The following is a 23,971-nucleotide window of genomic DNA, read 5'->3' as shown; positions in this document are numbered from 1 at the left end:
CCAGGAGCAGGATCACCAAGGGGCTGCCGAGAAGGAGCCGGGGCCGGGTGAGGGTGGGGCGCATCAGAGGTCTCCGAACGTCATCCGTGCCACCCACTTGGTGTTCAGCACGCCCGGCGCGGCGGGCACGATGATCCGGGCCGGGTAGCCGTGGTCGAGGGTCAGCGGCTCGCCGTTGACGTCCAGGGCGAGCAGGGAGCGCGGGTCGGCCACCTGGTTGGCGCGCAGCGCGGCCCGGCGGAAGGCACCGCGCTGTTGCAGCGACTCCACAAGGACGTCGGCCGGCTCGTCGTACCCGGCGAGGGCCGCGAGGTCCCGCAGCCGTACGCCGCGCCACCACTGGTCGGACGTGGACCAGCCCTCCACGCAGGCGATCGGCAGCGCGGCAGAGTGCAGTGGCATCCGCAGCAGTTCCGGCCGGCCGAGCCGGACGACGCCGGCCGGGCCCCGGACAACCAGCCGCCAGGTGTCGTCCGCCGTCTCCCGGGTGTCGATCGCGGCGTACTGGGCCGTCTTGTTGATCTGGAAGCCGCCGGGCCCGCTGCCCGGTTCCGGTCCGCCGTGCGGCACGAGGAGCGCGGTCTGCCGGAGCGCGCCGTCGAAGCTGCGGCCCGCCGAGGTCACGAACAGCAGCAGCGAGGCCCCTCCGACCAGTGCGAAGGCGCCTCGCCGGGACACGGTGGGCTCGGCGGGCCGCGGGGACACCAGGTCGTTCTCCTCCTCCCGTCCCCCGGCGCGCAGCGCGCGCAGATTGCGCAGGGCCGTCGGCAGCTTCAGCGCGGCGTGCGCGACGAACGCGGCGAAGAAGACCCAGGCGCCGTAGAAGTGCAGCGTGTAGAACGAGCCGGGGAAGATGTAGTCGAGCTGGACGTTGAGCAGCCCGGTCGCGAACTGGAACAGGGCGCCCCCGACCAGCAGGAGCAGGGAGATCCGCTCCAGCGCGTGCGCCGCCGAGCGGGCGGGCGGCAGGGTGAAGAGCCTCGGCACGACCGACCAGAGCTTGGCCAGCAGGACGGGGACGAGGGTGATCCCGAGGGTCACGTGGACACCCTGGTTGAGCCGGTACAGCCAATACGGGCTGGTCGGCCAGGAGAACAGGTAGAAGCCGAGGATCCCCTTGTCCGGGGTCATGTCGTTGACCGGCGACAGGTTCGGGTTGTAGGCGGCGTACGACAGCAGCCCGGTCACGAACAGCACGGTGATGCCCACGAGCAGGACGATCCCGAGGACGGCGGTGAACCCGGGGCCGCGCAGCGGGCTGCGCCAGAAGCCGGGCGAGGAGGGGAGCCGTAGATCGCGCATGTCCTGACGTTAGGCCGGGACCCGTGCCGAAAGGCGTGCACGACCCATGACGAAACGCTGACGTCGGGGCGCCGGACGCCCTCGCCCGGCCGGTGGCGGCCTAGCGTCTCGCGTGTGATCCGCTCCTCTCGTCTCCGTGACCTGGCCGCCGCGCCGGCCGCCGTGCTGCTGTTCGTGGCGGCGGTGCTGGTCGGCCGCCACATCGAGGACACCGACGGCACGCTGTTCGTCGCCTGGCCTCCGTTGCTCGCCTCCTGGGGGCCTCATGCGGGGCCCGGCACCCCCGCCGCCGTGCTGGTGGCGGTCGCGGTGGTGGTGTGCGGGCCCACGCTCGCCGCCCGGCTGCGGTGGCGCCCGCTGCTGGCCGTGACCTGCGGCGGGGCGATGGCGTGGACGTGGTCGCTGGCCCTGGTCGACGGCTGGCAGCGGGGCGTCGCCGAGCGGCTGACCACGCGGTACGAGTACCTCCAGGTCATCGACCGCTTCCAGGACATCCCGGCGGCCCTGCGGCACTTCACCGAGTACATCGTGATCCAGGGCCCCGACCATTGGCCCGCGCATGTCGCCGGTCATCCGCCGGCGGCCACCCTCACCTTCGTCCTGCTGGACCGGATCGGTCTGGGCGGGGGCGCCTGGGCGGGGGTGTGGTGCATCACTGTCGGGGCCACCGCGGTGGTGGCGGTGCTGGTGACGGTGCGCGTACTGGCCTCGGAGGGGCTGGCACGGCGCGCGGCGCCGTTCCTGGCGCTGGCGCCGGGCGCGGTGTGGATGGGCACCTCGGCCGACGGGTACTTCACGGCGGTCGCCGCGTGGGCCGTCGCCCTGTTCGCGCTGGCGCTGACGGGACGGCGGCCGCGCGCGGCGGCGTTCGGGGCGGGGCTGCTGTTCGGGCTGACCTGTTACCTGTCGTACGGGCTGACGCTGATCGGGGTCGTCGGGGCGGCGGTGCTGGTCCTCGGGCGGAACCGGCGGGCGGTGTGGCTGCCGCTGGTGGCCGGGGTGGCGGTGCTGCCGCTGGTGTTCACCCTGGCGGGCTTCGACTACTGGGAGGCCTACCACCTGCTCGTGGAGCGCTACAACCAGGGCGCGGGCGGGGTCCGGCCGTACTGGTACTGGGTGTGGGCGAACCCCGCCTGCACGGTGCTGGTGGTGGGGCTCGCGACGGTGGCGGGGCTGGTCCGCGCGGGCGGGGCGCTGTCGGCGCGGCACGAGGAAGGGCTCGTGCCGCGCCGGCCGGAGCCGCGGCTCGCCGTGCTGCTCCTCGGCGCGCTCGTCGCCCTCCTGGCCGCCGATCTGTCCGGAATGAGCAAGGCCGAGACGGAACGGATCTGGCTGCCGTTCGCCGTCTGGCTGCTCGCCGCCGGTGCCTTCCTGCCCCGCCCCCGGGGCTGGCTCGCGGCGCAGGCCACGGTGGCGCTGCTGGTCAACCACCTGTTGCTGACGGGCTGGTGAGCGGCGTACGGCGCCGCGGGTCAGGGCAGGATCGCGTCCACGTAACCCCCGTCGACCCGCACGGCACCGCCCGTCGTGGCGGACGCCAGGGGTGAGCTCAGGTAGACGACCATGTTCGCGATCTCCTCGGGCTCGATCAGGCGCTGCAGCAGCGACTGCGGGCGGTGCTCGCGCATGAAGGCCCGCTGGGCCTCGTCCCAGGGCAGCTCGCGGCCGACGAGCTGGTGGACGAAGTCCTCGACCCCCTCCGTATGGGTGGGACCCGCCATGACGGAGTTGACGGTGACGCCGGTGCCGGCCGCCTCCTTCGCGAACCCGCGGCTCACGGCGAGCAGCGCCGTCTTCGACATGCCGTAGTGGATCATCTCGGCGGGGATGACGACGGCCGAGTCGCTCGAGATGTTCAGCACCCGGCCCCAGCCCCGCTCCGTCATCCGGGGCAGGTAGGCGCGGATCAGCCGGACCGCCGACAGGACGTTGACCTCGAAGTACCGGCGCCACTCGTCGTCGGTGATCTCCAGGGCGGGAGTGGGGCCGAAGATGCCCAGGTTGTTGACCAGGATGTCGACGTCGGGCAGGGCGTCGACGGCACGGGCGGCGCCCTCCTCGGTGCCCAGGTCGGCGGCGACCGCCACGAACTCGCCGTCCGGCGCCTCGGCCCGCAGCTTCCCGACGCTCCTCTCGAGGCGCTCCGCGTCACGTCCGTTGACGCCGACGCGGGCGCCCGCGCGGGCCAGGCCCACCGCGATCGCCGCGCCGATGCCCTGGGAGGAGCCTGTCACCAGCGCGGTTCGCCCGCCGAGGTCCAGTTTCACCGGGGGTCACTCCTTCTGGGTTCGCCGTCGTAGGGTCGGCCGATGTCCTCCTGCCCACCATCCCCGACCTTGCACGTGACCGCAGGTGGACCGCCCGCTCGCCGGGCGACCCCCCGGGTGACCGGGGCCGTCGGCGGCGACGATACTGGCACCCGCACCCCGCCCCCGTTCACAGATGGACTCATGCCGACCTCCGAACGCCCGATGACTCCCCCCACGGTGTGGCTGGCCCGCGGCCGCCATGCCGGGCCCGCCGCGCAGGACGTGGTCCGGCGGCACGCGCAGCAGCTCAAGGAGAGCGGGGTGATCCGCGACTGGCTGGAGCTGCCCGAGACCGAGGGCGCGCCGGAGCAGGTCTTCGAGGCGCGCTGGGAGGCCGGGGAGGAGGTGACCGTCCGGGCCAGACTGGCGCTGGCGCTCGACCCGGCGCGGGAGGGCGCGTGGACGCTGGCGGCGGAGGCCGAGGCCCCCTGGGACCCGCGCTGGCCGTCGCCGGCGACGATGTTCTGGCCGGACGATCCCGGCGTGCCCTGGGACCACGAGGGGGAGACCGGGGCCGAGCTGCGGCTGCGGGACGTCAACCCGCTGCCGCCGGACGACAAGGAGCTGCGGCGCGTCCTGCGGGGTGCCGCGCGTGCCGGTTGGGCCGTCCACTTCGTCGTGCACGAGGCCATGACCCCCGACGCGCGCGGCCGTCTGCCGCTGGCCCGGCTGCTGCCGCCGGGCCTGCGCCACCGCGTGGTCGAGCACCGGGCGGCGCCGCACCAGCTGCGGGCCGTGAACTGGGCGCTGCGCGAGGTCGGGGTCCAGGTGCCGCGCGGCGGGGCCGTCGTGCTGCCCGGCGAACCGGCTCCGCAGGGGTACGACGGTGACGACTTCGCCGTGCGCAGTGTCTTCCTGGACGGCTCGGAGCCCGCCGAGCTGCTCGCTGCGGTGCGCCGTCTCGCCGCCTCGCCGCGGCCGCTGCCGGACGGGGCCGGGGAGGTGCTGACCGCGTTGCGGGAGGACTGGCATCTGCTGACGCTCCAGGAGGAGCTGGCGCGCGAGCGGGCCCTGGTGACGATGTACGCCGAGGCGCTGGAGGCCATGACCCGGTCACGGGACCTGTACCGGGAGGCCGCCGAACGGGCCCACGAGGCCCTCGCCGTCTACCGCGAGTCGGCCGCCGACCAGCCCGCGCCGCCCGTCGGTGAGGCGCGGCAGGAGGCACCCGCCGCGTCCCCGCTCCAGCAGCTGACCCGCACCCTGGAGCGCTTCAAGGGCGGCGCGAAGGCCCGGCGCCCGGGGGGCACGGCGCGGGACGGGACCGGCCCGGGTCACGACGGCGCGGAGAACGGCGCGGACGGCTCGCGCGCCTGAGCCGCCGGCGCCCGGCCGCCCGCCCCTGCGCCGGACGCGTGAGCCGGCCGGGGCCGGCCCGTTCCACGTGTGCCCGGACGCCAGTTCTGGCACATCCGTACCCGGCAGGGGTGTGCCGAGCGGCACAAACGCCCCCAACGGAGGCAATACAGAAGCCGTATCAGGGAATCCAAGAAGGGCACGCGCGTAACGGTGCACCGGACCTAGGAGGGCCCGTGGATTCCACGACAGCAGTGCTCGCCGTCGTCGCCGTGGCCGCGGCGCTCGTGCTCGCCACGGCCGTGGGGCTGCTGGTACGGCTGGTCCGGGCCCGGCGCGGCCTGCGGCGGGCCGGGCTGCCGACGGGGCCACGCTGGGTGTTCTGGGGCGCCGTCCTGTACTTCGTACTGCCGACCGATCTGCTGCCCGATCCGGTGTATCTGGACGACATCGGCGTACTCCTGCTCGCCCTTCGCACCCTGCGCGCCCCCCTGGCCGGGCGGGCGGACCGCACTCCTGTCGAGGCCTCCCGGCCCGGCGACCCCGCCTGACCTTTCCGGACGGATCACCGCACTTGGCACCACCACCCGGGGGGCGCCGACCGGCCCGCGCGCCCCCGGGACCGCCCCACCGCGCCCCACCGCCGCTCCGTGTGCGCGGCTCCCGACCCCTCGGCCAGTCAACCGACCGACTCCGCCGGCCGTCTCAGGTTCAGAGCGACCGACTCGCCCGTGATCACGGAGCGTAAGGAAACCAACCACCCGTTCGATTCGTATAAGTCCATGGAAGCCCCGGACATCGAGCGGAAGACGCCACCACGCACCTCGGACCGACGGCCCGACCGGGGCAGCACGCAGCACCCAGAGGGAGAGACGATGCAACCGTTTGCGCTCAACTACGCACGCCCGGCGGCGGAGTTGGACGTCGCCACGCCGTACGCGTACGACTCCGGCCTGCAGTTGAACGTACTGTTCGACGGGCGGATCGCCGCCACCGACCTCGCGCTGCTCAGAGAGCTGGGGACCACGACCTCCACCGCCGGCTCGAAGACGCACTTCGACGACTGACCCCGGACCGTCGACGATGACCGTACTGATCCTGACGAACGACGAGGACGTCACGGCGGACATGGTGGTGGTCCACCTGAACGCCTCCGGGGTTCCGGTGGTCCGCCTCGATCCCGCCGATCTGATCGCAGGTGCCGCCCTGTCGGGCGAGTACGTGCACGGCACGTTCCGCGGACACCTGTGGTCCGGGGGCCGGCTGGTGAGCATGGACGGACTGCGCTCCGTGTGGGTGCGCAGGCCGGGTGCTCCGGCCTCGCGGGTGGCCGAGCCGTCCGCGTGGCTGACGGAGGAGTCCTCGCAAGCGCTGTACGGCATGCTGCGCAGTTCCGGCACGCGCTGGATGAACCACCCGGACGCGGCCCGCCGGGCCCGGCACAAGCCCTGGCAGCTGCGGCTCGCGCAGCGTTGCGGACTGCCGGTGCCGGCGACGCTGATCACGTCGTTCCCGCAGGCCGCGCGGGACTTCGCCGCGCGCTTTCCCGACCTGGTCGTCAAACCCGTCTCGGGCGCGCATCCGCAGGAGCCGCCGAGGGCGGTGCCGACCAGCCGGGTGGCTCCGGACACCGACTTCGCCGCGGTCGCGTTCGGCCCGACGCTGCTGCAGCGGCGGATCGCCAAGCGGGCGGACATCCGTCTCACCGTCGTCGGGGACCGGATGCTGGGTGCCCGACGGCCGACCGCGCCCGACGCCGACCCGGACGAGGTGGACGTGCGTTTCGCCACGGACCGCACGCCGTGGGAGGGCACCGAGGTGCCGGCGCGGGTCGCCGAGGGCGTGCGGGCGTATCTGCGGGACGCGGAACTTGCCTACGGGGCGTTCGACTTCGCCGAGGACGGGGAGGGGACGTGGTGGTTCCTGGAGTGCAACCAGTCCGGTCAGTTCGGCTTCGTCGAGGCCGACACGGGCCTGCCGATCGCCCGGAGCATCGCCGAATGGCTGGCGAGACCCGCCGCCGAGGAGCGGCGGCGGGTCGATGACACCACCACGAAAGTGCTCTGACGGCGTCGCGCCGCCCGCGCGTCAGACCGCCAGCGACAGTCCGTTCTCACCCTCCGGGTCGGTGGAGCGCCCCTCGGTGAGCAGGGCGTCCGCCTCGGCGATCGCGTCATGGATGCTCGTCGTGCCCATCATCACGCACAGCGTGTAGGTGACGTCCTCCAACTCCCGTGCGGCCGTCGACGTCTCACTCTCCGCCTGGGCGATGCGCAGCGATGCGTACCTGGTCAGCAGCTTCCTGACGACCTTCGGGTCCGGAACAAGCACGGGGCGCCCCTCTCTCGACTTTTGCGCACCGTATGCCCGGAGGGGGCCGGACCATTCGCCTCTCCTGGCTCCGGACACCCATTTGACGCAATACCGTTGCCTACCGGGACAGCCCACCCGTCCGCGCGGAGGCCGCCCCGACCAGGGACGAGCTCCTGAGGGCGGCAGTGGGGCGAGACCTCGCCGGGGCTACTCGCCGAGGGCGCGGGCGAGTTCGGTGGAGGCACCGGCGACCTCCGCGTCGTCCTCGGCCATCAGCTGTCCGAGGACGCCCCGGCGGGCGTGGACGGCGCGCCGGGCGGCACGCTCCCACACCACGTGGTTCTCCTGGTGGTTGAGGAGCTTGGGGTAGGCCGTGGCCGTGTGCTCCCACTGCCGGGCGTCGGCGATGTTCTTCAGGAGCTGGATGATCCGGGGCCGGCAGGTCACCTCGGGCAGCTGGGCGAGCTCCCACAGGAACGGCACGGTCGCGGCCGTGGCCTGTTCCACCACGAAGCCGTACTGGCAGATACGATCCCGCAGTTCGTCCAGCGCGCGGCCCGCCGAGCCCGGACCGCCCCACGCGATGGTGTTGAGCAGCAGCGGGATCGCGGCCGCGGATCCCGTGGAGTCGCGAATGTCCCGCCAGGGCACTTCGCCCAGCGCCCGGAGCGGCGTCGCCGCGCCGCGCGGCCGCGTCTCGCGGTCGGTGCGCTCGTGGCTCTGTTGTCCCGTCGAAGCGGTGCGCATGGCGTGGGGCCTTTCCGCAGCGGTCATGTCGGACGGGGAGACAGGCCTGGCGACCTGCTCTTTTCCCTGAAGCAGCGTCATGATCCGGCGTCGCCCGGCGGGTTGACGCCACGGCTATTATCCACGCTGTCAGCCCCCGCGTGCAATTGCACGAGAAATTGCGCGAGAATCGGGTAGGCACACAGCACCGTGAACCGAGGGAGGCCGTGATGTCGGTGATGCCGAACGGAGTACGGGCGAGCGCGCTGGACGCCCGCTGGACCAAGAGCCGGCACAGCAACGCCGAGGGCAACTGCGTCGAGGTGGCAGCGCTCACGGACGGCGGTGTCGCGCTGCGCAACTCACGTGATCCCGACGGGCCGGCGCTCGTGTACACGGCGTCCGAGCTGGCGGCTTTCCTGGCCGGCGCCAAGGACGGCGAGTTCGACCACCTGGTGTGAGCGCTCCGCCTGCTGCGGATCGGTGAAGTGCGGTAGCGTGAGGGATACTTCTGCCGGTCCGCAGGGAGCCACGATGTCCGCCGAGTCACAGCGCATCTCTCGTCTCCGACCCTATCTCGACCGTGCGGAGCCCGCTCCGACTCTGTTGAAGATGCTGGTCGGCGTGCAGTTGGCGGGCTTCCGCGAGGACGCCGGGCTCGCCCAGGACCAGGCCGCGCGCGCCCTGGGGTTCAGCCCGGCGAAGCTGTCGCGGATCGAGTCCGGCAAGGGCCGCAAGCCTCCGACCGAGCCCGATGTCCTGGCCCTGCTGACGCTGTACGGCGCGGACGAGTACGAGTCGTCGGTCCTTCTCGAGCTGCTGCGCCGCGCCGGGGAGCCGGGGTGGTGGCAGCGGTACGACAAGCGGCTGATGCCCGAGTGGTTCGACCGGCTGGTGGGCCTGCAGGAAGCGGCCGCCTCGATCCGTACGTTCGAGATCCAGTACGTGCCGGGACTGCTGCAGACCCCGGACTACGCCCGGGCGGTGGTGGAGCGCGGACTTCCGGTCGCGTCGCCGCACGAGGTACGGCGCCGGGTCGAACTGCGCGCCCGGCGGACGGAGTTGCTGACCCGGCCCGACGCGCCCCAGCTGTGGGCGATCATCGACGAGTCGGTGCTGCTGCGCGTGCTCGGCAGCCGGGCGGTGATGCGCGACCAGCTCGCGCACCTGGTCCACATGGCTCAGCAGCCGCATGTGACCGTGCAGATCGTGCCGCTGGACGTGACCAAGGCGTCGGCGCCGTCCATCCCGATCACCTATCTCCGCTTCGACGGCCTCGACCTGCCGGACGTCGTCTACCTGGAGCACATCCGCAGCGCGAACTTCCTGGAGGACCGGGACGAGACGGAGGAGTACCGCGTCGCCCTGGACCGGCTGGCCGACGAGGCACTCACCCCGCGGGAGTCGACGGCGCTGCTCCAGGAGACGATGGAGCAGCGCTACCCGCGGCACTGACCGGGGCCTGCCGCACGGCGGACGCGGCTTGCGCGACCGCCTGCGCGGCAGGCGATTCAGGCGCCGGGGATCCGGGCGACGCCGCCGAACTCGATCCACTCGTGGCTGAGCTGACGGGGCGCCACGTCGTTGTCGGGACGCCAGGTGGAGACCTCCACCAGGCCCGGGTCGAGGATCTCCAGTCCCTCGAAGAGGGCGGCGACGTCCTTCTCCTCACGCACCCGGCCCCAGTGCCCCTGCGTCGCCTGGTCCATGAACTCGGTGACGAACCGGCGCACCTCGGGGTCCTCGCTGACCAACTGGCACATCAGGACGAAGCTGCCGGGGGCGAGCCGCTCGATCACGCGCCGGGCCACGGCCTGCGGGCCGTCGGTGTCGCTGTCCGGGATGCAGTGGAAGACCGAGTTGAACAGCACGGCGACCGGCTGGGAGAAGTCGATCAGGCGCTGGGTGTCCGGGTGCGAGAAGATCGCGTCCGTCTCGCGCATGTCGGCGTGGATCACACAGGTGCGCTCGTCCTGCTCCAGCAGCGCGCGGCCGTGCACCAGCACCATCGGGTCGTTGTCCACGTAGACGACGTGTGCCGTGGGGTCGTACTGCTGGGCGACCTGGTGCACGTTGTCCTGGGTGGGCAGACCGGAGCCGTGGTCCAGGAACTGGCGGATGCCGTGCTCGGCCGCGAGCGTGCGGACCACGCGCTGCAGGAAACGGCGGTTGTTGACGGCGAGCCGGCGGGTGCTGGGGACGACCTTGTCGAGCTCCTCGCAGGCTGCCCGGTCCGCGGCGTAGTTGTCCTTGCCGCCGAGGTAGTAGTCGTACATCCGGGCGGCCGTCGGGACGCCGGCGTCGATCTCCTTGGACAGCGGCTTGTCGGTGTGCATCGAGCCCCCTGCTCTCGCGCCGAGCGCCAACTCGGCTGGCATGACAGGGAGTACATCCTAGGGACGTGGTGACGTGCCGTGCCAGCCCAAGTACGAAACAGGGACCCGCTGCGGGCGCGGATCCGGAACCGGTCCGCGCCCGTGCGCTCAGGCGGCGTCGAGCTCGGCGAGTTCCCCGGCGGTCAGGACGAGGTCCGGGGCGGCGGCGGAGTCGCGGGCCGTCTCCGGGCGGCTGGCACCCGGGATGGGGACCACCACGGGCGACTTGGCGAGCATCCAGGCCAGGCAGACGCGCTGCGGGCTCACGCCGTGTGCTGCGGCGATCCGGGCGAACGCGGCGTGCGTGGAGCCCAGTTCACCGGCCCGGGAGATGCCGCCGAGGGGGCTCCAGGGCAGGAAGGCGATGCCGAGTTCGTCGCACAGGCGCAGTTCGGGCTCACTGGAGCGGAACGCCGGGGAGAACTGGTTCTGCACGGAGACCAGACGCCCGTCGAGGACGTCCTGGGCGAGCTTGATCTGGTCCGGGTTCGCGTTGGAGATGCCCGCCATCCGGATCTTGCCCTCGTCCAGCAGGTCACGGATCGCGCCGACGGACTCCTCGTACGGCACCCGGGGGTCGGGGCGGTGGAACTGGTAGAGCCCGATCGCCTCCACGCCGAGCCGGCGCAGCGAGGCCTCGCAGGCCGCCTTGAGGTGGGCCGGGCTGCCGTCGACGGTCCAGCTGCCGTCGCCGGGGCGCAGATGGCCGCCCTTGGTGGCGACCAGGACCTCGGCGCCCCGGTCGTGGGCGGCGAGGGCCTTGGCGATCAGGGTCTCGTTGTGGCCCACCTCGTCGGCGTGCAGGTGGTAGGCGTCGGCGGTGTCGATCAGCGTGACGCCCGCGTCCAGGGCGGCGTGCACGGCGGCGAGGGAGCGTGCCTCGTCGGGCCGCCCCTCGATCGACATGGGCATGGCGCCCAGACCGATCGCACTGACCTCCACGTCACCGATGCGGCGAGTCTGCATGGGTTCGTACCTCTTTCGGCTGTCGCGCGGTACCGAGGGCCCGGGCCGTCGCTCGGGCGCCGGACCTCGACCAGCCTGGCTGGCCGCCACGCGCGAGGTCCAATAGAGGAAAGTGCACGGATTCAGTGCCGGCGGTGCTGAATGGACGGCTGCCGGTGCGGCCGACGTGCGCCGGCCGGCCCGCGACGGTGCCGCGGGCCGGCCGGGTGCGGGCCGGTGTCCGGGTCAGCCGCCGAGGGAGGCCACGTACTCCTCGACGCCCGGTGCCCGGTGGGCCTCCTCCGCGATCACCAGGGCGCCCAGGGCCTTGGCGTCGGGACGCAGGACGTAGGTCTCCAGGCTGGCCGGGGCGTTGACGTCGGAGAAGTCCTGCGGGGTGCCGAGGCCCGTGTCGGCGTTCTTCTGCGAGCGGTGCGCCTTGACGACGTCCTCGCGGGCGAGGCTGCCCGCCTCGCAGGCCTTCTTCAGGTCGGCGCCCATGAGCTGGGCGGCGTTGTAGCCGGACAGGACACCGGAGTCGACCAGGGCGCCCGGGTACTTCTTCTGGTAGGCGGCGACCATCGTCTTGACGCCGGGCAGGTCCGCGCTGACGGCGGGGGCGGCGCTGACCACGTGCAGCATGGCCTCCAGCGCCTTGGCGGCGGGGGTCTTCATCAGCTGGGGCGCGAAGCCCGGCGCGCTGCTGACGATCGGCACCTGAAGCCCACGGGAGGCGGCCACACCGGCCAGCGAGGCCGTCTGCGCGGGACCGGCGCTGACCAGGACGGCCTTCACGCCCGCCGCGCGCAGTGCCGACACCTGCGCCGTGAGGTCCGTGTCCGTGGCCTTGATCTTCTGTCCGGTCACCGTGAGACCGGCGCGCTCGGCCGCCCAGGTGGAGCCCTCCAGCGCGTTGGCGCCGTAGTCGCCCTCGAAGTACACGTGGCCGATCTTGTCGCCCTTCTTCAGGCCCTTGGTGCGGGTCAGGAAGTCCACGGCGGCGATCATGTCGACGTCGTACGTGGTGCCGAGGACCTGGACCGAGTCCTTGCCGAGCAGGGAGGCCGCCCAGGCCTGCGGGAAGGTCAGCATGTGGTCCCGCTCGATGTCGTCGATCAGGGCCGCGACCACCGGCGATCCGATCACCTGGGGCAGCGCCACGACGTCCGCGGAGATGTCGGCGTACGCGGTGACCGCCTTCTGCACGTCGTAGCCGTGGTCCTCGACCACGATCTCGACCTTGCGGCCGCAGATCCCGCCGTCGGCGTTGGTCTCGTCGGCCCACATCTGCTGCGCCTGCACGATGCTCTTGCCGAGGGTGGCGTAGGGGCCGGTCAGGTCGGTCAGGGCGCCCAGTCTGACGGTCTTGTCGGTGACTCCCGGCCCGGACTTGACGCCGTCGGCGCCGTTGCCGGCGTCGTCGCCGTCCGCCTTGGAGCTGCACCCCGTCGTGGCGAGCAGCAGCGCCGACAGGGCCGAGGCGAGGAGGATCCTGGTGGGGTGGGTGACGTTCACGGGGTGTGCTCCTTGGCTCGTACGGCGGTTGCGGGTGGGGCGAGGGCGGGACGGCGGCGCAGGCGGACGCGCAGGCGTGCGGCCAGGCCGCGCAGGCCGTCGGGGGCGTACAGCAGGACCAGCACGATCGCCGCGCCGTAGAGGTAGCGGGCGGCCTCGGTCGGGCCCACCGCTCCCCCGTCGGAGCCGGGCGCGGCGACCAGCGGGAGGTGGTCGGCGTAACGGGTCATCAGCAGCGGCAGGGCGGTGACGAAGACGGCGCCCGCGGTGGCTCCGGCGACCGAGCCCAGGCCGCCGATGACGATCATGGCGAGGTAGTCGACCGAGAGGGCGAGCCCGAAGTAGTCGGGCACGATACGGCGGAAGCCGAGGGCGAGGAGCGCCCCGGCCAGGCCCGCGTACATCGAGGAGACGACGAACGCCGCCGAGCGGTGACGGGCGACGTCGACGCCCATCACCGCGGCCGCCGTCTCGCTGTCGCGCAGGGCGACCAGCGCGCGCCCCGGGCGGCCCCTGAGCATGCCGCGGGCGGTGAACCAGGTGAGGGCGAACAGCGCGAGGCCCAGGTACCAGAGCCGTTCCTCGGCGCCGAACGGCACCCCCATCAGCACGACGTCGGGGTCGCCGTCCGCGAAGGTGAACCCACCGAGGCTGAGCGGCGGCACGGACCGGCCGTTGAAGCCTCCGGTCACGGAGTCCGCGGTGAGCAGGACGTGGTGACCGAGGAAGACGAGGGCGAGGGTGGCGACGCCGAGGTAGATGCCGCGCACCCGGCCGGCGACGGGGCTGAACAGGCCGCCGGCGGCGCCCGCCAGCAGTACCGCGAGCACCAGGGCGAGCGCGGTGGGCAGACCGGGTCCCGGCTCGCCGGCGAGCCAGGCGTAGCCGTACGCGCCGACCGCCAGGAAGAACGCGTGCCCGAGCGACAGCTGGCCCGCGGTGCCGGCGAGGAGGTTGAGCCCGACGGCGCCGATCGCCGCGGCCATGGCGAACAGGCCGATGCGCAGCCAGAACGCGTCCAGGTAGAAGGGCAGCGCGCACAGCACGAGCACGGGCAGCGCGAGCCGGCCCCACTTCACGAGGTCAGACACGGACCGCTCCCTTCGCGCCGAACAGGCCCGTGGGGCGCACCAGCAGCACCAGGACCATCACGGCGTACGGGGCGACGTCCGCGAACCCCTCGCCCAGCACGTGCAGATCGGACTGGTATCCGGCGACGAGAGCCTCGGTCAGGCCGATGAGCAGGCTGCCCGCCAGGGCGCCCGGTGGTGAGGCCATGCCGCCGAGGACCGCGGCCGGGAACGCCTTGAGGGCGATCTGGCCGGTGGTGCGCTCCAGGCCGGGCGCCGGGAACGCGGCGAGGAACAGCGCCGCCAGCGCGGCCAGGCCGCCGGCCAGACACCAGGCGATCATGCGCACCCGGGTGAGCCGTACGCCCATCAGTGAGGCCGCTTCGACGTCCTCGGCCGCCGCGCGCAGCGACAGTCCCCAGGAGGTGTACCTGAAGAGCGCGAAGACCGCCCCTATGACGACCGCGGAGACGACGATCGCGGCGAGCCGGCTGTCGGCGACGGTCACCGGGCCGAAGGCGCGCACCGAGTCGCCCCAGGGGTCGCCGAGGGTGAGCAGGTCGCCGCCGATGCGCCGCGCGAGGTCGGTGAGCAGGACGATGTCGACGCCGATGGTGGCGATGGTCGCCACGTGCGCGGCCCGTGGGTCCTGGCCGATGCGCTGGAGCAGCAGCCGGTCCACGGCTCCGGCGACGGCCGCCGTCGCGAGGACCGCGAGCGCGAGGGCCCCGGCGAAGCCGAGGTCGTCGTGGAGCACGGCGGTGAGGTAGCCGCCGAGCAGCAGCAGCGAGCCGTGGGCGAAGTTGAGCACGCCCGAGGCCTTGAAGATGATGACGAAGCCCAGGGCGACCAGGGCGTAGACCGAGCCGAGGGCGAGTCCGCCGAGGACGTGGTCGAGCAGTCCGGTCATGCGGCGCCCTCCTCGGGGTTCCCGGTGCCGAGGTAGGCGCGCAGCACCTCGGGGTCGCGCTGGACCTCCTCGGGGCTGCCGTGCGCGATGCGGCGGCCGAAGTCGAGGACGGTGACCTCGTCGGCGAGCCGCATGACCAGGCCCATGTCGTGCTCCACGAGCAGTACGGAGAGCCCGAGATGGGAGCGGACGTCGCGGACGACCTCGGCGGTGCGGACCCGTTCGGCGGCGTTCATGCCGGCCACCGGCTCGTCGAGCAGGAGCACCCGTGGTTCCAGGCAGAGGGCGCGGGCGAACTCGACGCGTTTGCGGTCGCCGTAGGACAGGGCCGCGACGGGGGTGTCGAAGTGCGCGGCCAGTCCGACGAGTTCGGCGATCTCCCGCGCCCGGGCGCGGTGTTCGCGCTGTTCACGTACGGCGGTGGGCAGGCGCAGCGCGCTGGCGGCGAAGCCGGCCCGGGACAGTGCGTGCCGGCCGAGCAGCAGGTTGTCGGCGACCGTGCCCTCGGTGGTGACGATGTTCTGGAAGGTGCGGGCGACGCCGAGCGCGGCGATGCGGTGCGGGGCGAGCCGGGTGAGTTCCGTGCCGCCGAGCCGGACGGTGCCGGTGGCGGGACGGCACAGGCCCGACAGGACGTTGAAGCAGGTGGACTTGCCCGCCCCGTTGGGGCCGATGAGGGCGTGCACCGTGCCCGGGGCGACGGTGAGGGAGAGGCCGTCGAGGGCGGTGAGCCCGGCGAACCGGACGGTGACGTCCTCGACTTCGAGGGCGGGCGGTGGGTCGGTACGGGCGCTCACGCGGCCCCCTGCTCGTCGGCGGACTCGCCGAGGTAGAGGCGGCGCACGGCGTCCGTCCGCGCGAGTTCCGCGGCCGGGCCGGACAGGCGTACCTCGCCGACCTCCAGGACGTGGGCGTGGTCGGCGAGCGACAGCGCCATGCCGGCGTTCTGCTCGACCAGCAGGACGGCGGTGCCCTGGGCGTTGATCTCGCGGATCACCTCGGCGATCCGCTCGACCATGCGCGGGGCGAGGCCGAGGGACGGCTCGTCGAGCAGGAGCAGGCGCGGGGCGGCCATCAGGGCTCGGCCGATGGCCAGCATCTGCTGTTCCCCTCCGGACAGCAGACCGGCGGCCTGGCCGGTGCGTTCGGCGAGCAGGGGGAAGAGCGCGAACACGCGGTCGCGGGCCTCCCGGACCAGCGCCGGGCTGCGCCGGCCGAGGCCGAGGCCGCCCGCGCGCAGGTTCTCGTCGACGGTGAGCCCGGCGAACACCCGCCTTCCCTCGGGTACTTGGACGACGCCGGCGCGGACCGCCGCGACCGGGTCCTGGCCGTCGAGCGCGGAGTCGCCGTAGCGGATACGGCCCGCGGTGACCGCGCCGCGGTGCAGGCGCAGGGTTCCCGACACCGCGCGCAGCAGCGTCGACTTGCCCGCGCCGTTGGCGCCGAGCAGGGCGACGACCGCGCCGGGCGGGACCGTCAGGGAGACCTGGCGGAGGGCGGACAGGGCGCGGCCGTACTGGACGTCGAGTTCCTCGACGCGCAGGGCGGCGCGCTCGTCCGGTGGTGCTTCGGGCATCACGACTCCTCGGATCCGTGCCGTCCGGCACGGGCTTCGGGGGGAAGGGGTGCTCACGACAGCACGCGCGGCGAACCCCGGTACAGGCCTTCACGCGCGGTCGTGGCGCGGTCCCAAGCCCGGGGTGACGGCATTGTGCGGATGCCCAGGGGCGGCGCCCACCGCCAGGGGGCGGCGCCCCCGGTGGCAGGGGGCGCGCTCGGGCTCACGGGGGCGGGCTCGGGCCCACGAGGGGCGGGCTCGGGCCCACGAGGGGCGGGCTCGGGCCCAAGGGGCGTGCTCGGGCCCAAGGGGCGTGCTCGGGCCCAAGGGGCGTGCTCGGGCCCAAGAAGGGCGGGCTCGGGCCCAAAGGGACGGTGGTCGAGGCGAAGGGGGAAGGTGGTCGGTCCGGTCCCAGGGGTCGTTCAGGGGTGCAGGAGGCGGTGGGCGGTCAGGGCCAGGCTGATCTCGACCAGGTCGGAGGGGCGGGACAGGGAGCGGCCCGTCAGTTGCTCGAAGCGGCGGATGCGGTTCAGGACGGTGTTGCGGTGGCAGTACAGCCGGCGCCCGGCCCGCTGGGCCGATCCGTCGCAGTCCAGCCAGGCGGTCAGGGTGTCCAGCAACACCTCGCGGTCGGCCGGCTCCAGGCGCGACAGCGGGCCGAGGACCTGGTCGGCGAGGGCGGCGCCGAGTTCGGGGCCGGAGATGACGAGGGCCGCCGGCAGGTGCGCGGCCAGCCGGACCGTGCCGCCCTCCTCGGGACAGATCCGCAGCGCGGTGTCGGCCTGGCGGCGGGCGCTGCCGACCGCGGCCAGTCCCTCGACGGCGCCGCCGACGCCGATGCGCACACCGGCGTACTGCGGGGCGGGTTCCGGAAATTCCCCTTCCGCCAGCGCGACTATGCCGTAGTCCACCTCGACGCCCGTGTGCCAGTGCACCCGCACACCCCCGGAGGCCACCGCGGACCGGGCACCGGCGCATTCCTCGGCGGTCCCGCCGGTGACGGCGACGACGACGTACCGGCCCTGCTCGGGGAGTTCCAGCGCGCTCGCGGCCTCGGGCAGGTCGGCGATGCGGGCGGCGCCGTCGAGCAGCGCCGCGGTCAGCAGCCGCACCCGGTTCTCGCGCCGCCAGGACAGTTGCCGTTCGGTCTGCCGGTAGGCGTCGGCCACGAGGGTGCAGTGCTCGTCGACGAAGTTCCACATGTCGGACGCCACGTGCACGAGCAGCCGTACGTCCTCGGGCGCCGTGCGCGAGGTCTCCTCGACCAGGCTCTGCCAGACCAGGGAGCCGCCGAGGCGGAACGCGTGCAGCAACGCGTCGAGCGGCAGCCCCTGTTCGGCGCGCGTGGCACCGATCCGCCAGGTGCAGCGGCGGGCCGCGTCGCGGGTGCCGCGCGGATCGAGCAGCGAGGTCACGCTGTGCCGCAGCGAGCGCTGGGCCTCCTGCCAGGTCGTGCCGGGGTCGTTCTCCATCGCGGTCCGGTAGGCCGGTTCCTGGTCCTGCAGGAGGGCGACGAGCCGGTCGGTCAGCTCGGGCAGGTCGGCCAGCAGGACGCGGGCCGCGCGGTGCAGGACACGCAGGGCGTCGGCGTCGATCAGCGACCGGCCGGGCCGCGTCCGCGGCTGCGGCACGGCTCCCGGTGCGGTGCGGAACGCCGTTCGTGGCCGAAGGGCTTGCTGCATCGCGATTCCCCCCAGGGTGTGGGCCGACGGCGCACACGCCCGGAACCGCCCGCCGGTTCCCCTTCGGCCGGGCGGTCCGCGCGCCGGTCCGGCGGCTGACTCGTGCTGCCCCGAAGAATGACATACCGCCCGGTCGGTCCCTAGAGGCGTGCACCGGACTTCTCGGCCTGTTCGACGATGCGGGCCAACTCCACCCGGGAGCGCACGCCGAGCGCGGCGTAGACATTGCGCAGGTGGTAGTCGACGGTGCGGGTGCTCACCGACAGACTGCGGGCCACCTCCCGGTTGGTGGCGCCGTCGGCCACGCGCCGCGCGATCCGCCACTGCTGCGGCGTCAGCCGGGCCAGCGCCCCGTCCCCCTGACCGGGTCCCCGCCCGCCGGGCGCGGCCCCGTTCGCCCGCAGCTCGCCGCGCGCCTGCCGCGCCCAGACCCCGGCGCCGCACCGCTCGAAGCCCATGAGCGCGGCCCCGAGCCGGTCGCGCGCCTCGCGCAGCCGGCGTCTGCGGCGCAGCCATTTCCCGTACGCCAGCTCGGTCCTGGCCCGTTCGAAGTCGCCGGCCGTGGCGTCGTGCAGCTCCAGCGCGCGCAGGTAGAGCGCGTCGGCGCGCTCCGGTCCGGCCAGCAGGGCCCGGCAGCGCAGCAGTTGGGCCGGGGCGTGCGGGTCGGCGTCGAGACCGGCCCAGACCTCCAGGTCCGTCACGAGCGGCCGCGCGTCCTGCGGGCGTCCGGCGAGCACGGTGGCCTCCACGTAGCAGGGCACCGCGAGCATCCATACCGCGAAGTGACCGCGCCGGGGACCGGGGCGCACCAGCGGCCCGAGCCGGTCGGCGGCGTCCAGCGGGCGTCCGCGCCCCAGGTCGGCACGGGCCGCGGCCCAGTGCGCGAGGGTGGCGGCCTGGGCCAGGCCGTGCCGGCGGGCGGTCGCGAGCGCGGCCGACACATGCCCGGCCACCACGTCCGGCTCCCCCTCGATCGACGCGGCCAGGGCGAGTACGGCGTGGTGGTGGGCGGCCGTGTTGCGCTGCCCGGCCCGCTCGGCCGCGCGCAGGCCCTCCTCCGCGTGCGTCTTGGCCTGGGCGTGCCATCCGGCGCGGAGCTCGGCGTAGGCGAGGTACTCCAGGGCGCGGGGTTCGAGCGCGCCGGATCCGCCGTTCCGCGCCGCCGCGAGGGCCCGGGTGCCGGCCCGTACGGCGGACGCCGGATCACCCAGCAGCAGGGCGGCGGCCACGGACCTGAGCAGGGTGTCGGGCCGATCGTCGGTGAGGGCGTGGCGGACCACCCGGCGCAGGTGCGGCTCCGCCGCGTCGAAGCGGCCTTCGAGTACGGCACGCATACCGAGGCGGTAGTCCCGCGACAGGCCGTGCGGGTCCCGCCGGGTGTCCGTGGTGTCGGTGTCCGTGGTGTCGGTGTCCGTGGTCACGGCGTCGGCGTCGGTGTCGGTGTCCTCGGTGTGCGTGGTCTCGTGGCCCAGCGCTTCGTGACACTCCGTCAAGCGGCCTGCCGACCATGCCGCGTCGACGGCCGCGAGTGCGGCGGCGGCCGACCGGGCGGGCGCGCTCGGGGCCAGCAGCCGGGCGGCGGAGAGCAGGGAGGCGTGGGCGTCGGCGACCGGTCCGTCGTACCGCTCCGCGATCCCCCGGACGAACTCGGCACGCCCGCGTAAGTACGGCGGGACCGTCTCGCCCGGTGGCCCGGGGAGCAGCCGCAGCGCGTGCCGCAAGTCCCCGGCGAGCAGGGCCTGTTCGGCCGCGTCCGTACGGCGGTCCGCCCTGAGGGTGCCCCGACCGGTCAGCTCGGCGGCGCGGGCGTGGGCGACGGCCCGCAGCCGGGGCGGAGCCGGGGAGGCCGCGGCGGCGGCCGACAGTTCCCCGGCGAGGAGGGGTTCGGGTTCGCCTGCGGCCCAGGCCCGGTGCAGCAGCGCGAGCAGGCGGTGCCCGGCGGCCTCGTGGGCGCCGGCGAGGGCGCGGTGCGCGGCGCGGCGGCGGCCGGGAGCGGCGGCGGCGTGCACGGCCCGGCGGACCAGGCCGGAGTGGAAGCGCAACCGTCCGTCGGTCAGCGCCAGGGCCCCGGGGAACGGATCACGGCCGAGGGCGCGGCCGTTCAGGGCGCGGCGGACCAGGCCGGCGTCGACGTCCTCGGCGTCCGGTGCGCGCAGCGCGGCGGCGACCGTCAGCAGCAGGTCGTCGACGTCCGGCCACGCCGTCCCACCCGGGCACTCCCCCGCCACGCCGGTCAGCGCGGCGACGTCGGCCAGCGGCCGGGCGGGCACGCGTTCGCCGGAGAGTTCGGCGGGCGAGAGACGGCGCAGCAGCGTCAGCAGCAGGGCGGGGTTGCCGCCCGCCTCCTCCAGGAGGTCGGCCCGGAGCGCGGGCGGGACCGTCCCGCCCGCGGCCTCGTCGAGGAGGGCGTCGGCCTCCGCCGTGCCGAGCGGGTGCAGACCGAGGACGGGCAGGCCGGAGAACTCGCGCGCGAGTGGGCCGCGGGCGGTCAGCAACAGGCCGACGCGGCCCGCCCTGTCCAGGCGGTGGGCCGCGTGCCCCAGCGCGGCGCGCGAGGCGGGGTCCCAGAGGTGCACGTCGTCGACGCAGACGAGGAGGGGCGCGTCGTCGGCCGCCACGCGCAGGGCCTCCAGCAGGTCGTCGGCCGCCGTTGCGACAGCCGCGTCCGCCGTGACCCCCTCGTCCGAGGTGCCCGCGCCGCGCAGCAGGGCGCGCAGGTCGTCGTACGGGTGGCCGGGTGCGGTCGGCCCGGTGCCCAGGTGGAGAGTGGTGCCGAGGTGGAGAGTGGTGCCGGCTCCGAAGGCGCGGGCCGCGTGGTGCAGGAGCGTGGTGCGGCCGAGGCCGGGCTCCCCGGTCACGGCGAGTGCGGCGCCGCCCGAGCCGAGCCGGCCCAGCAACTCCTGCACCGCGCGCGGTGGGAGGCGGCGGCCGTACAGCTGTGGGGGTGCCGTCGCGGTCGTCTGTCCGGTCATTCCCGTGACGCTACGGGCGAGTAGCGAGGCCCGGAAGCCGGACGTCCGGGCGCGGCCGGCGGCGTGCGCGGCCCATGACCTGCCTGTTCGCCCGGTGGAGCGGGGCCACGGCGTGTGCCCGCGCCCAGGACGGCATCCGTCCGCCTGGGCGCGGGCACAGCGTGCCGGGCCGGTGGGTCAGGAGGTGTGCGGGCAGTTGCCCCGGTACTCCTCGATGGTCAGGCTCGGCCGGGGCAGCGGGCACAGGAACTGCTCGTAGCGGGTGTCGTTGTCGATGAACCGCTTCAGCCAGGACACGCTGTACTTCGCGATCGTGGTGTTCGACGTGTTCGGCGTGAAGTGGGTGGCGCTGTTCAGCTCCAGGTAGGCGCGGTCCAGTGAGCTGCGCAGGCTGCTGTAGAAGGGCTCGGCGTGGGAGGAGACGGGGGCGATCGAGTCGCCGTCCGCGCCCACGATCAGCGTGGGTGTGGTGAGTTCGGGCCAGCTCTTGTCGAGGTTCCAGGGCGTCAGCGGGATGGCCGCCTGGAGGGCGGGACGGGACTTGGCGGCCTCCAGGCTGCCGCCGCCGCCCATGGAGTGGCCCATCACGCCGAGCCGGGTGCTGTCGACGCGGCTGCGGACCGAGCTGCGCTGGGTGAGGTAGTCCAGTGCGGCGAGCAACTGGCGGCCCCGGGAGTCCGGCTGGTCGAGCGTGGTGAGGGTGTCGATGGTGAACACCACGAAGCCCTGGGAGGCCAGGCGGGGGCCGAGCCACGAGATGGAGGACTGGGTGCCGGTGTAGCCCGGCGAGACGGCGACGGCGCCGAAGGTGCCGTCCGCGGTGGTGGTCGGGTAGTAGATCGTGCCGCCGCCGAAGCCGGTGACGGCGAGGGAGGAGACGGTGGTGTCGGAGACGGCGTAGGGGCCGCGGGACGCCTCGATACTGGCGGTGGTCGGGGCCGGGCCACGCTCGTAGGGGTTGTCCGCCGCGTGGGCGCCGGGGCTCGTGAGGGTGCTGAGCCCGAGGACCGCGGCGATCGCGGCGGCGGCTCCGGCGAACCGGCGCGCACGGCGGCCGGCGCCCGTCCCTGACGGGGCGGGGACGGTGGTGGTGAGGGTGGCGGGGGTGGTGCGCGGGTGCTGCTGCACGACGAGTCGTCCTCTCGATCGTGGCGAGCCGCCCGCCGGGGGGCACGGGGAGCGTCGTGCGCTGCTCCCGGGGCCACCCGGCGGGGCGCCGCCGACTGACTGGCCGTGCCACTGTCGAGGGGGAGCGAGCCCGCGGGGACCGGCGAAGTCACCAGTCTTGGCGGGCTGCGCGGGGATCGTGGTCGGGGTGGCGTTCGTGGTGCGCGGTGGCGTCACTCGGGGCGAGGGGGACGGCGCAGGGACCACGAGCCACGGACGGCGCACGGGGCGCGAACCACGCACGGCGCACGGGGCGCGGGGCGCGAACCACGGACAGCTCACGGGCCACGAACCACGCACGGCGCACGGGGCGCGAACCACGGACGGCGGACGGGCCACGGAACGGCGCGCGGCGCACGGGCCACGGGACGGCGCACGGGCCACGGGACGGCGCACGGCGCACGGGCCGCGCACGGCGCACGGCGCACGGGTCGCGAATCACTGACGGCGCAAGGGCCGCGGGAGGGCGCACGGGCCGCGGGAGGGCGCCGCGCGGGCCCCCGCCGGCAGCGCCGGCGTCAGGGCAACCTCACAACGGCTCGCACGCCACCCACCGTTGCGCCACCACCCCGGCACCGGCGGAACCCCCCTCACCGACCCCCGCGCCGGCGCATCCCCGCACACCCTCCGGTGCCCCGCCGAGCCCTCCCGCGATCCCCCACGCCCCCGCGCCCGCCGCCCGCGTCAGCGCGCGGTATCCGATTCCGCCGTTCGTGTGACACTCTCAGCCAGGCCGGCAGTATTCGTGCCGGTCCTCGCGAGGTTCTGGACCGTGGGAGAGGCAACGCATGCGTATCGGACTGCTCGGCACCGGCCCCTGGGCGCAAATGGTGCACGCCCCCGTCCTGAGCGAACACGACGAGCTGGACTTCGTCGGCGTGTGGGGGCGCCGCCCGGCCGCCGCCAAGGAACTCGCGGAACGTCATGGCACGCGCGCCTACGACGACGTGGACACCCTGCTCGGCGACGTGGACGCGGTGGCCGTCGCGCTGCCCCCGGCGGTGCAGGCGGACCTCGCCGTGCGGGCCGCGCGGGCGGAGCGCCACCTGCTGCTCGACAAGCCGCTCGCCCCGACGGTCGCCGAGGGGCGGGCCGTGGCCGAGGCCGCGCGCCGGTCGGGTGTCGCCTCGGTGGTCTTCTTCACGACCCGCTTCCAGACCGGGCCCGAGGCCTGGATCGCCGAGCAGGCCGCGAGCGACGGCTGGTTCGTGGGCCGTGCCCAGTGGCTGGGCGCGGTGTTCAGCAGCGACGACAGCCCGTTCGCCGCGTCACCGTGGCGGCGCGAGAAGGGCGCCCTGTGGGACGTGGGCCCGCACGCCCTGTCGGTGCTGCTGCCGGTCCTCGGCGACGTGACCGGTGTGCCGGCCGCCGCGCACGGCCCGCAGGACACCGTGCACGCCGTCCTCGACCACGTCACGGGGGCGACCAGCACCCTGACGCTCAGCCTGACGGCACCGCCCGCGGCGGCGGGCACCGCCGTCGAACTGCGGGGCGCGAGCGGGGTGACCTCGCTCCCGGAGAGCTCCGAGGGCGCGCTGCCCGCGTTCTCCCGGGCGGCCGACGCGCTGCTCACCGCGGCCCGCACCGGCCGCCCGCACGCGTGCGACGCGGCGTTCGGGCTGCGCGTCACCGAGATCCTGGCGTCGGTGCAGGACGTGCTCGACCGCAGCGGCGACTGAACGGGACGGCGACCGAACGGGGCGGCACACGACGGAGCGGGGGGGCCCGGACCGCCCGGCCGTGCGGGCCCCCCCCCCGCCCGGGCGCCGCGGGCCCGGGCCCCCGCCAGTCGCGGGCCCGCCCCCACCCCGGCGAACCCCCCCCCCCCCGG

At 74.4% G+C, this 23,971-nt stretch carries 22 protein-coding genes; 8 read left to right on the top strand and 14 right to left on the bottom strand.

From position 1 onward, the window contains the following. Nucleotides 1-63: 63 nt before the first annotated feature. Nucleotides 64-1,302: a molybdopterin-dependent oxidoreductase gene (locus tag ACIP2X_RS04080; RefSeq protein ID WP_401667156.1), complete on the bottom strand. Its 1,239-nt coding sequence runs from the start codon at nucleotides 1,300-1,302 to the stop codon at nucleotides 64-66. Between the two features lie 117 nt (nucleotides 1,303-1,419). Here ACIP2X_RS04080 and ACIP2X_RS04075 point away from each other — a divergent pair, with 117 nt between their 5' ends. Then, nucleotides 1,420-2,754, top strand: a complete 1,335-nt coding sequence (locus ACIP2X_RS04075; RefSeq protein WP_401668848.1) for a hypothetical protein — start codon at nucleotides 1,420-1,422, stop codon at nucleotides 2,752-2,754. A gap of 20 nt (nucleotides 2,755-2,774) precedes the next feature. Here the strand turns inward: ACIP2X_RS04075 and ACIP2X_RS04070 are convergent, their stop codons facing one another. Next, entirely contained in the window at nucleotides 2,775-3,569 is a 795-nt protein-coding gene (locus tag ACIP2X_RS04070) for an SDR family NAD(P)-dependent oxidoreductase (protein ID WP_401667153.1), read from the bottom strand. Between the two features lie 204 nt (nucleotides 3,570-3,773). Between ACIP2X_RS04070 and ACIP2X_RS04065 the strand changes: the two genes are divergently transcribed. The 4 genes from ACIP2X_RS04065 (at nucleotide 3,774) to tgmB (ending at nucleotide 6,974) form a co-directional block, all read left to right on the top strand. After that, entirely contained in the window at nucleotides 3,774-4,928 is a 1,155-nt protein-coding gene (locus ACIP2X_RS04065; protein ID WP_401667150.1) for a hypothetical protein, read from the top strand. 215 nt (nucleotides 4,929-5,143) lie between these two features. Further along, nucleotides 5,144-5,458, top strand: coding sequence for a DUF1232 domain-containing protein (locus ACIP2X_RS04060; RefSeq protein WP_401667148.1), 315 nt, complete (start codon nucleotides 5,144-5,146; stop codon nucleotides 5,456-5,458). Nucleotides 5,459-5,782: 324 nt separating this feature from the next. Next, nucleotides 5,783-5,974, top strand: coding sequence for a putative ATP-grasp-modified RiPP (tgmA, locus tag ACIP2X_RS04055; protein ID WP_393108460.1), 192 nt, complete (start codon nucleotides 5,783-5,785; stop codon nucleotides 5,972-5,974). 16 nt (nucleotides 5,975-5,990) lie between these two features. Continuing rightward, nucleotides 5,991-6,974, top strand: a complete 984-nt coding sequence (tgmB, locus tag ACIP2X_RS04050) for an ATP-grasp ribosomal peptide maturase (RefSeq protein WP_401667146.1) — start codon at nucleotides 5,991-5,993, stop codon at nucleotides 6,972-6,974. Between the two features lie 21 nt (nucleotides 6,975-6,995). On the opposite strand, the gene ACIP2X_RS04045 is transcribed toward tgmB, so the two are convergent. Continuing rightward, entirely contained in the window at nucleotides 6,996-7,238 is a 243-nt protein-coding gene (locus ACIP2X_RS04045; RefSeq protein ID WP_401667143.1) for a DUF5133 domain-containing protein, read from the bottom strand. Between the two features lie 189 nt (nucleotides 7,239-7,427). Continuing rightward, nucleotides 7,428-7,967 (bottom strand): hypothetical protein, encoded by a 540-nt coding sequence (locus tag ACIP2X_RS04040; protein WP_401667141.1) that lies wholly within the window; start codon nucleotides 7,965-7,967, stop codon nucleotides 7,428-7,430. Nucleotides 7,968-8,176: 209 nt separating this feature from the next. Here ACIP2X_RS04040 and ACIP2X_RS04035 point away from each other — a divergent pair, with 209 nt between their 5' ends. Further along, nucleotides 8,177-8,407: a DUF397 domain-containing protein gene (locus ACIP2X_RS04035; protein WP_401667138.1), complete on the top strand. Its 231-nt coding sequence runs from the start codon at nucleotides 8,177-8,179 to the stop codon at nucleotides 8,405-8,407. 73 nt (nucleotides 8,408-8,480) lie between these two features. Continuing rightward, on the top strand, nucleotides 8,481-9,401 hold the full coding sequence (locus ACIP2X_RS04030) for a helix-turn-helix domain-containing protein (protein WP_401667136.1): 921 nt from the start codon (nucleotides 8,481-8,483) through the stop codon (nucleotides 9,399-9,401). A 56-nt stretch (nucleotides 9,402-9,457) separates the two neighbouring features. Here the strand turns inward: ACIP2X_RS04030 and ACIP2X_RS04025 are convergent, their stop codons facing one another. From ACIP2X_RS04025 to ACIP2X_RS03980, 10 genes are all read right to left on the bottom strand, one after another. Then, nucleotides 9,458-10,282 (bottom strand): SAM-dependent methyltransferase, encoded by an 825-nt coding sequence (locus tag ACIP2X_RS04025; protein ID WP_401668845.1) that lies wholly within the window; start codon nucleotides 10,280-10,282, stop codon nucleotides 9,458-9,460. Nucleotides 10,283-10,429: 147 nt separating this feature from the next. Next, a complete protein-coding gene (locus tag ACIP2X_RS04020) occupies nucleotides 10,430-11,287 on the bottom strand; it encodes an aldo/keto reductase (RefSeq protein ID WP_401667134.1) in 858 nt (285 codons plus the stop codon). Nucleotides 11,288-11,512: 225 nt separating this feature from the next. Then, the gene (locus ACIP2X_RS04015; RefSeq protein WP_401667132.1) at nucleotides 11,513-12,781 is read right to left on the bottom strand and encodes an ABC transporter substrate-binding protein; all 1,269 of its coding nucleotides are present in this window, start codon (nucleotides 12,779-12,781) and stop codon (nucleotides 11,513-11,515) included. Further along, on the bottom strand, nucleotides 12,778-13,872 hold the full coding sequence (locus ACIP2X_RS04010) for a branched-chain amino acid ABC transporter permease (protein WP_401667130.1): 1,095 nt from the start codon (nucleotides 13,870-13,872) through the stop codon (nucleotides 12,778-12,780). The genes ACIP2X_RS04015 and ACIP2X_RS04010 overlap by 4 nt, the downstream gene beginning before the upstream one ends. Beyond that, entirely contained in the window at nucleotides 13,865-14,761 is an 897-nt protein-coding gene (locus tag ACIP2X_RS04005; RefSeq protein WP_401667128.1) for a branched-chain amino acid ABC transporter permease, read from the bottom strand. The genes ACIP2X_RS04010 and ACIP2X_RS04005 overlap by 8 nt, the downstream gene beginning before the upstream one ends. Next, nucleotides 14,758-15,558 carry an ABC transporter ATP-binding protein gene (locus tag ACIP2X_RS04000; protein ID WP_401667125.1) on the bottom strand — a complete coding sequence of 267 codons (801 nt, stop codon included), beginning with the start codon at nucleotides 15,556-15,558 and terminating at the stop codon, nucleotides 14,758-14,760. Before ACIP2X_RS04000 ends, ACIP2X_RS04005 begins: the two co-directional genes overlap by 4 nt. Continuing rightward, entirely contained in the window at nucleotides 15,555-16,337 is a 783-nt protein-coding gene (locus tag ACIP2X_RS03995; RefSeq protein WP_401667123.1) for an ABC transporter ATP-binding protein, read from the bottom strand. Before ACIP2X_RS03995 ends, ACIP2X_RS04000 begins: the two co-directional genes overlap by 4 nt. Before the next feature lie 404 nt (nucleotides 16,338-16,741). Further along, nucleotides 16,742-18,001, bottom strand: coding sequence for a helix-turn-helix domain-containing protein (locus tag ACIP2X_RS03990; RefSeq protein ID WP_401667120.1), 1,260 nt, complete (start codon nucleotides 17,999-18,001; stop codon nucleotides 16,742-16,744). Between the two features lie 140 nt (nucleotides 18,002-18,141). After that, entirely contained in the window at nucleotides 18,142-20,973 is a 2,832-nt protein-coding gene (locus ACIP2X_RS03985; protein WP_401667117.1) for a LuxR C-terminal-related transcriptional regulator, read from the bottom strand. A 177-nt stretch (nucleotides 20,974-21,150) separates the two neighbouring features. Further along, nucleotides 21,151-22,101: an alpha/beta hydrolase gene (locus tag ACIP2X_RS03980; RefSeq protein ID WP_401667115.1), complete on the bottom strand. Its 951-nt coding sequence runs from the start codon at nucleotides 22,099-22,101 to the stop codon at nucleotides 21,151-21,153. An 827-nt stretch (nucleotides 22,102-22,928) separates the two neighbouring features. Here ACIP2X_RS03980 and ACIP2X_RS03975 point away from each other — a divergent pair. Beyond that, nucleotides 22,929-23,819 carry a Gfo/Idh/MocA family protein gene (locus ACIP2X_RS03975; RefSeq protein ID WP_401667112.1) on the top strand — a complete coding sequence of 297 codons (891 nt, stop codon included), beginning with the start codon at nucleotides 22,929-22,931 and terminating at the stop codon, nucleotides 23,817-23,819. Nucleotides 23,820-23,971: the final 152 nt, after the last annotated feature.

This window comes from Streptomyces sp. NPDC089424, assembly GCF_044749345.1.
Classification (GTDB): domain Bacteria; phylum Actinomycetota; class Actinomycetes; order Streptomycetales; family Streptomycetaceae; genus Streptomyces.
The sequence above is the reverse complement of the archived record's forward strand: the minus strand, read 5'-3'. Positions and strand labels throughout refer to the sequence as shown.

Bases quoted from the DNA above. Each gene is read 5' to 3' on its own strand.
- ACIP2X_RS03995 (WP_401667123.1), bottom strand. From the start codon at position 16,337: ATGCCCGAAGCACCACCGGACGAGCGCGCCGCCCTGCGCGTCGAGGAA.
- tgmB (WP_401667146.1), top strand. From the start codon at position 5,991: ATGACCGTACTGATCCTGACGAACGACGAGGACGTCACGGCGGACATG.
- ACIP2X_RS04025 (WP_401668845.1), bottom strand. From the start codon at position 10,282: ATGCACACCGACAAGCCGCTGTCCAAGGAGATCGACGCCGGCGTCCCG.
- ACIP2X_RS04020 (WP_401667134.1), bottom strand. From the start codon at position 11,287: ATGCAGACTCGCCGCATCGGTGACGTGGAGGTCAGTGCGATCGGTCTG.
- ACIP2X_RS04005 (WP_401667128.1), bottom strand. From the start codon at position 14,761: ATGACCGGACTGCTCGACCACGTCCTCGGCGGACTCGCCCTCGGCTCG.
- tgmA (WP_393108460.1), top strand. From the start codon at position 5,783: ATGCAACCGTTTGCGCTCAACTACGCACGCCCGGCGGCGGAGTTGGAC.
- ACIP2X_RS03975 (WP_401667112.1), top strand. From the start codon at position 22,929: ATGCGTATCGGACTGCTCGGCACCGGCCCCTGGGCGCAAATGGTGCAC.
- ACIP2X_RS04080 (WP_401667156.1), bottom strand. From the start codon at position 1,302: ATGCGCGATCTACGGCTCCCCTCCTCGCCCGGCTTCTGGCGCAGCCCG.
- ACIP2X_RS04035 (WP_401667138.1), top strand. From the start codon at position 8,177: ATGTCGGTGATGCCGAACGGAGTACGGGCGAGCGCGCTGGACGCCCGC.
- ACIP2X_RS03990 (WP_401667120.1), bottom strand. From the start codon at position 18,001: ATGCAGCAAGCCCTTCGGCCACGAACGGCGTTCCGCACCGCACCGGGA.
- ACIP2X_RS04040 (WP_401667141.1), bottom strand. From the start codon at position 7,967: ATGCGCACCGCTTCGACGGGACAACAGAGCCACGAGCGCACCGACCGC.
- ACIP2X_RS04065 (WP_401667150.1), top strand. From the start codon at position 3,774: ATGACTCCCCCCACGGTGTGGCTGGCCCGCGGCCGCCATGCCGGGCCC.
- ACIP2X_RS04030 (WP_401667136.1), top strand. From the start codon at position 8,481: ATGTCCGCCGAGTCACAGCGCATCTCTCGTCTCCGACCCTATCTCGAC.
- ACIP2X_RS03985 (WP_401667117.1), bottom strand. From the start codon at position 20,973: ATGACCGGACAGACGACCGCGACGGCACCCCCACAGCTGTACGGCCGC.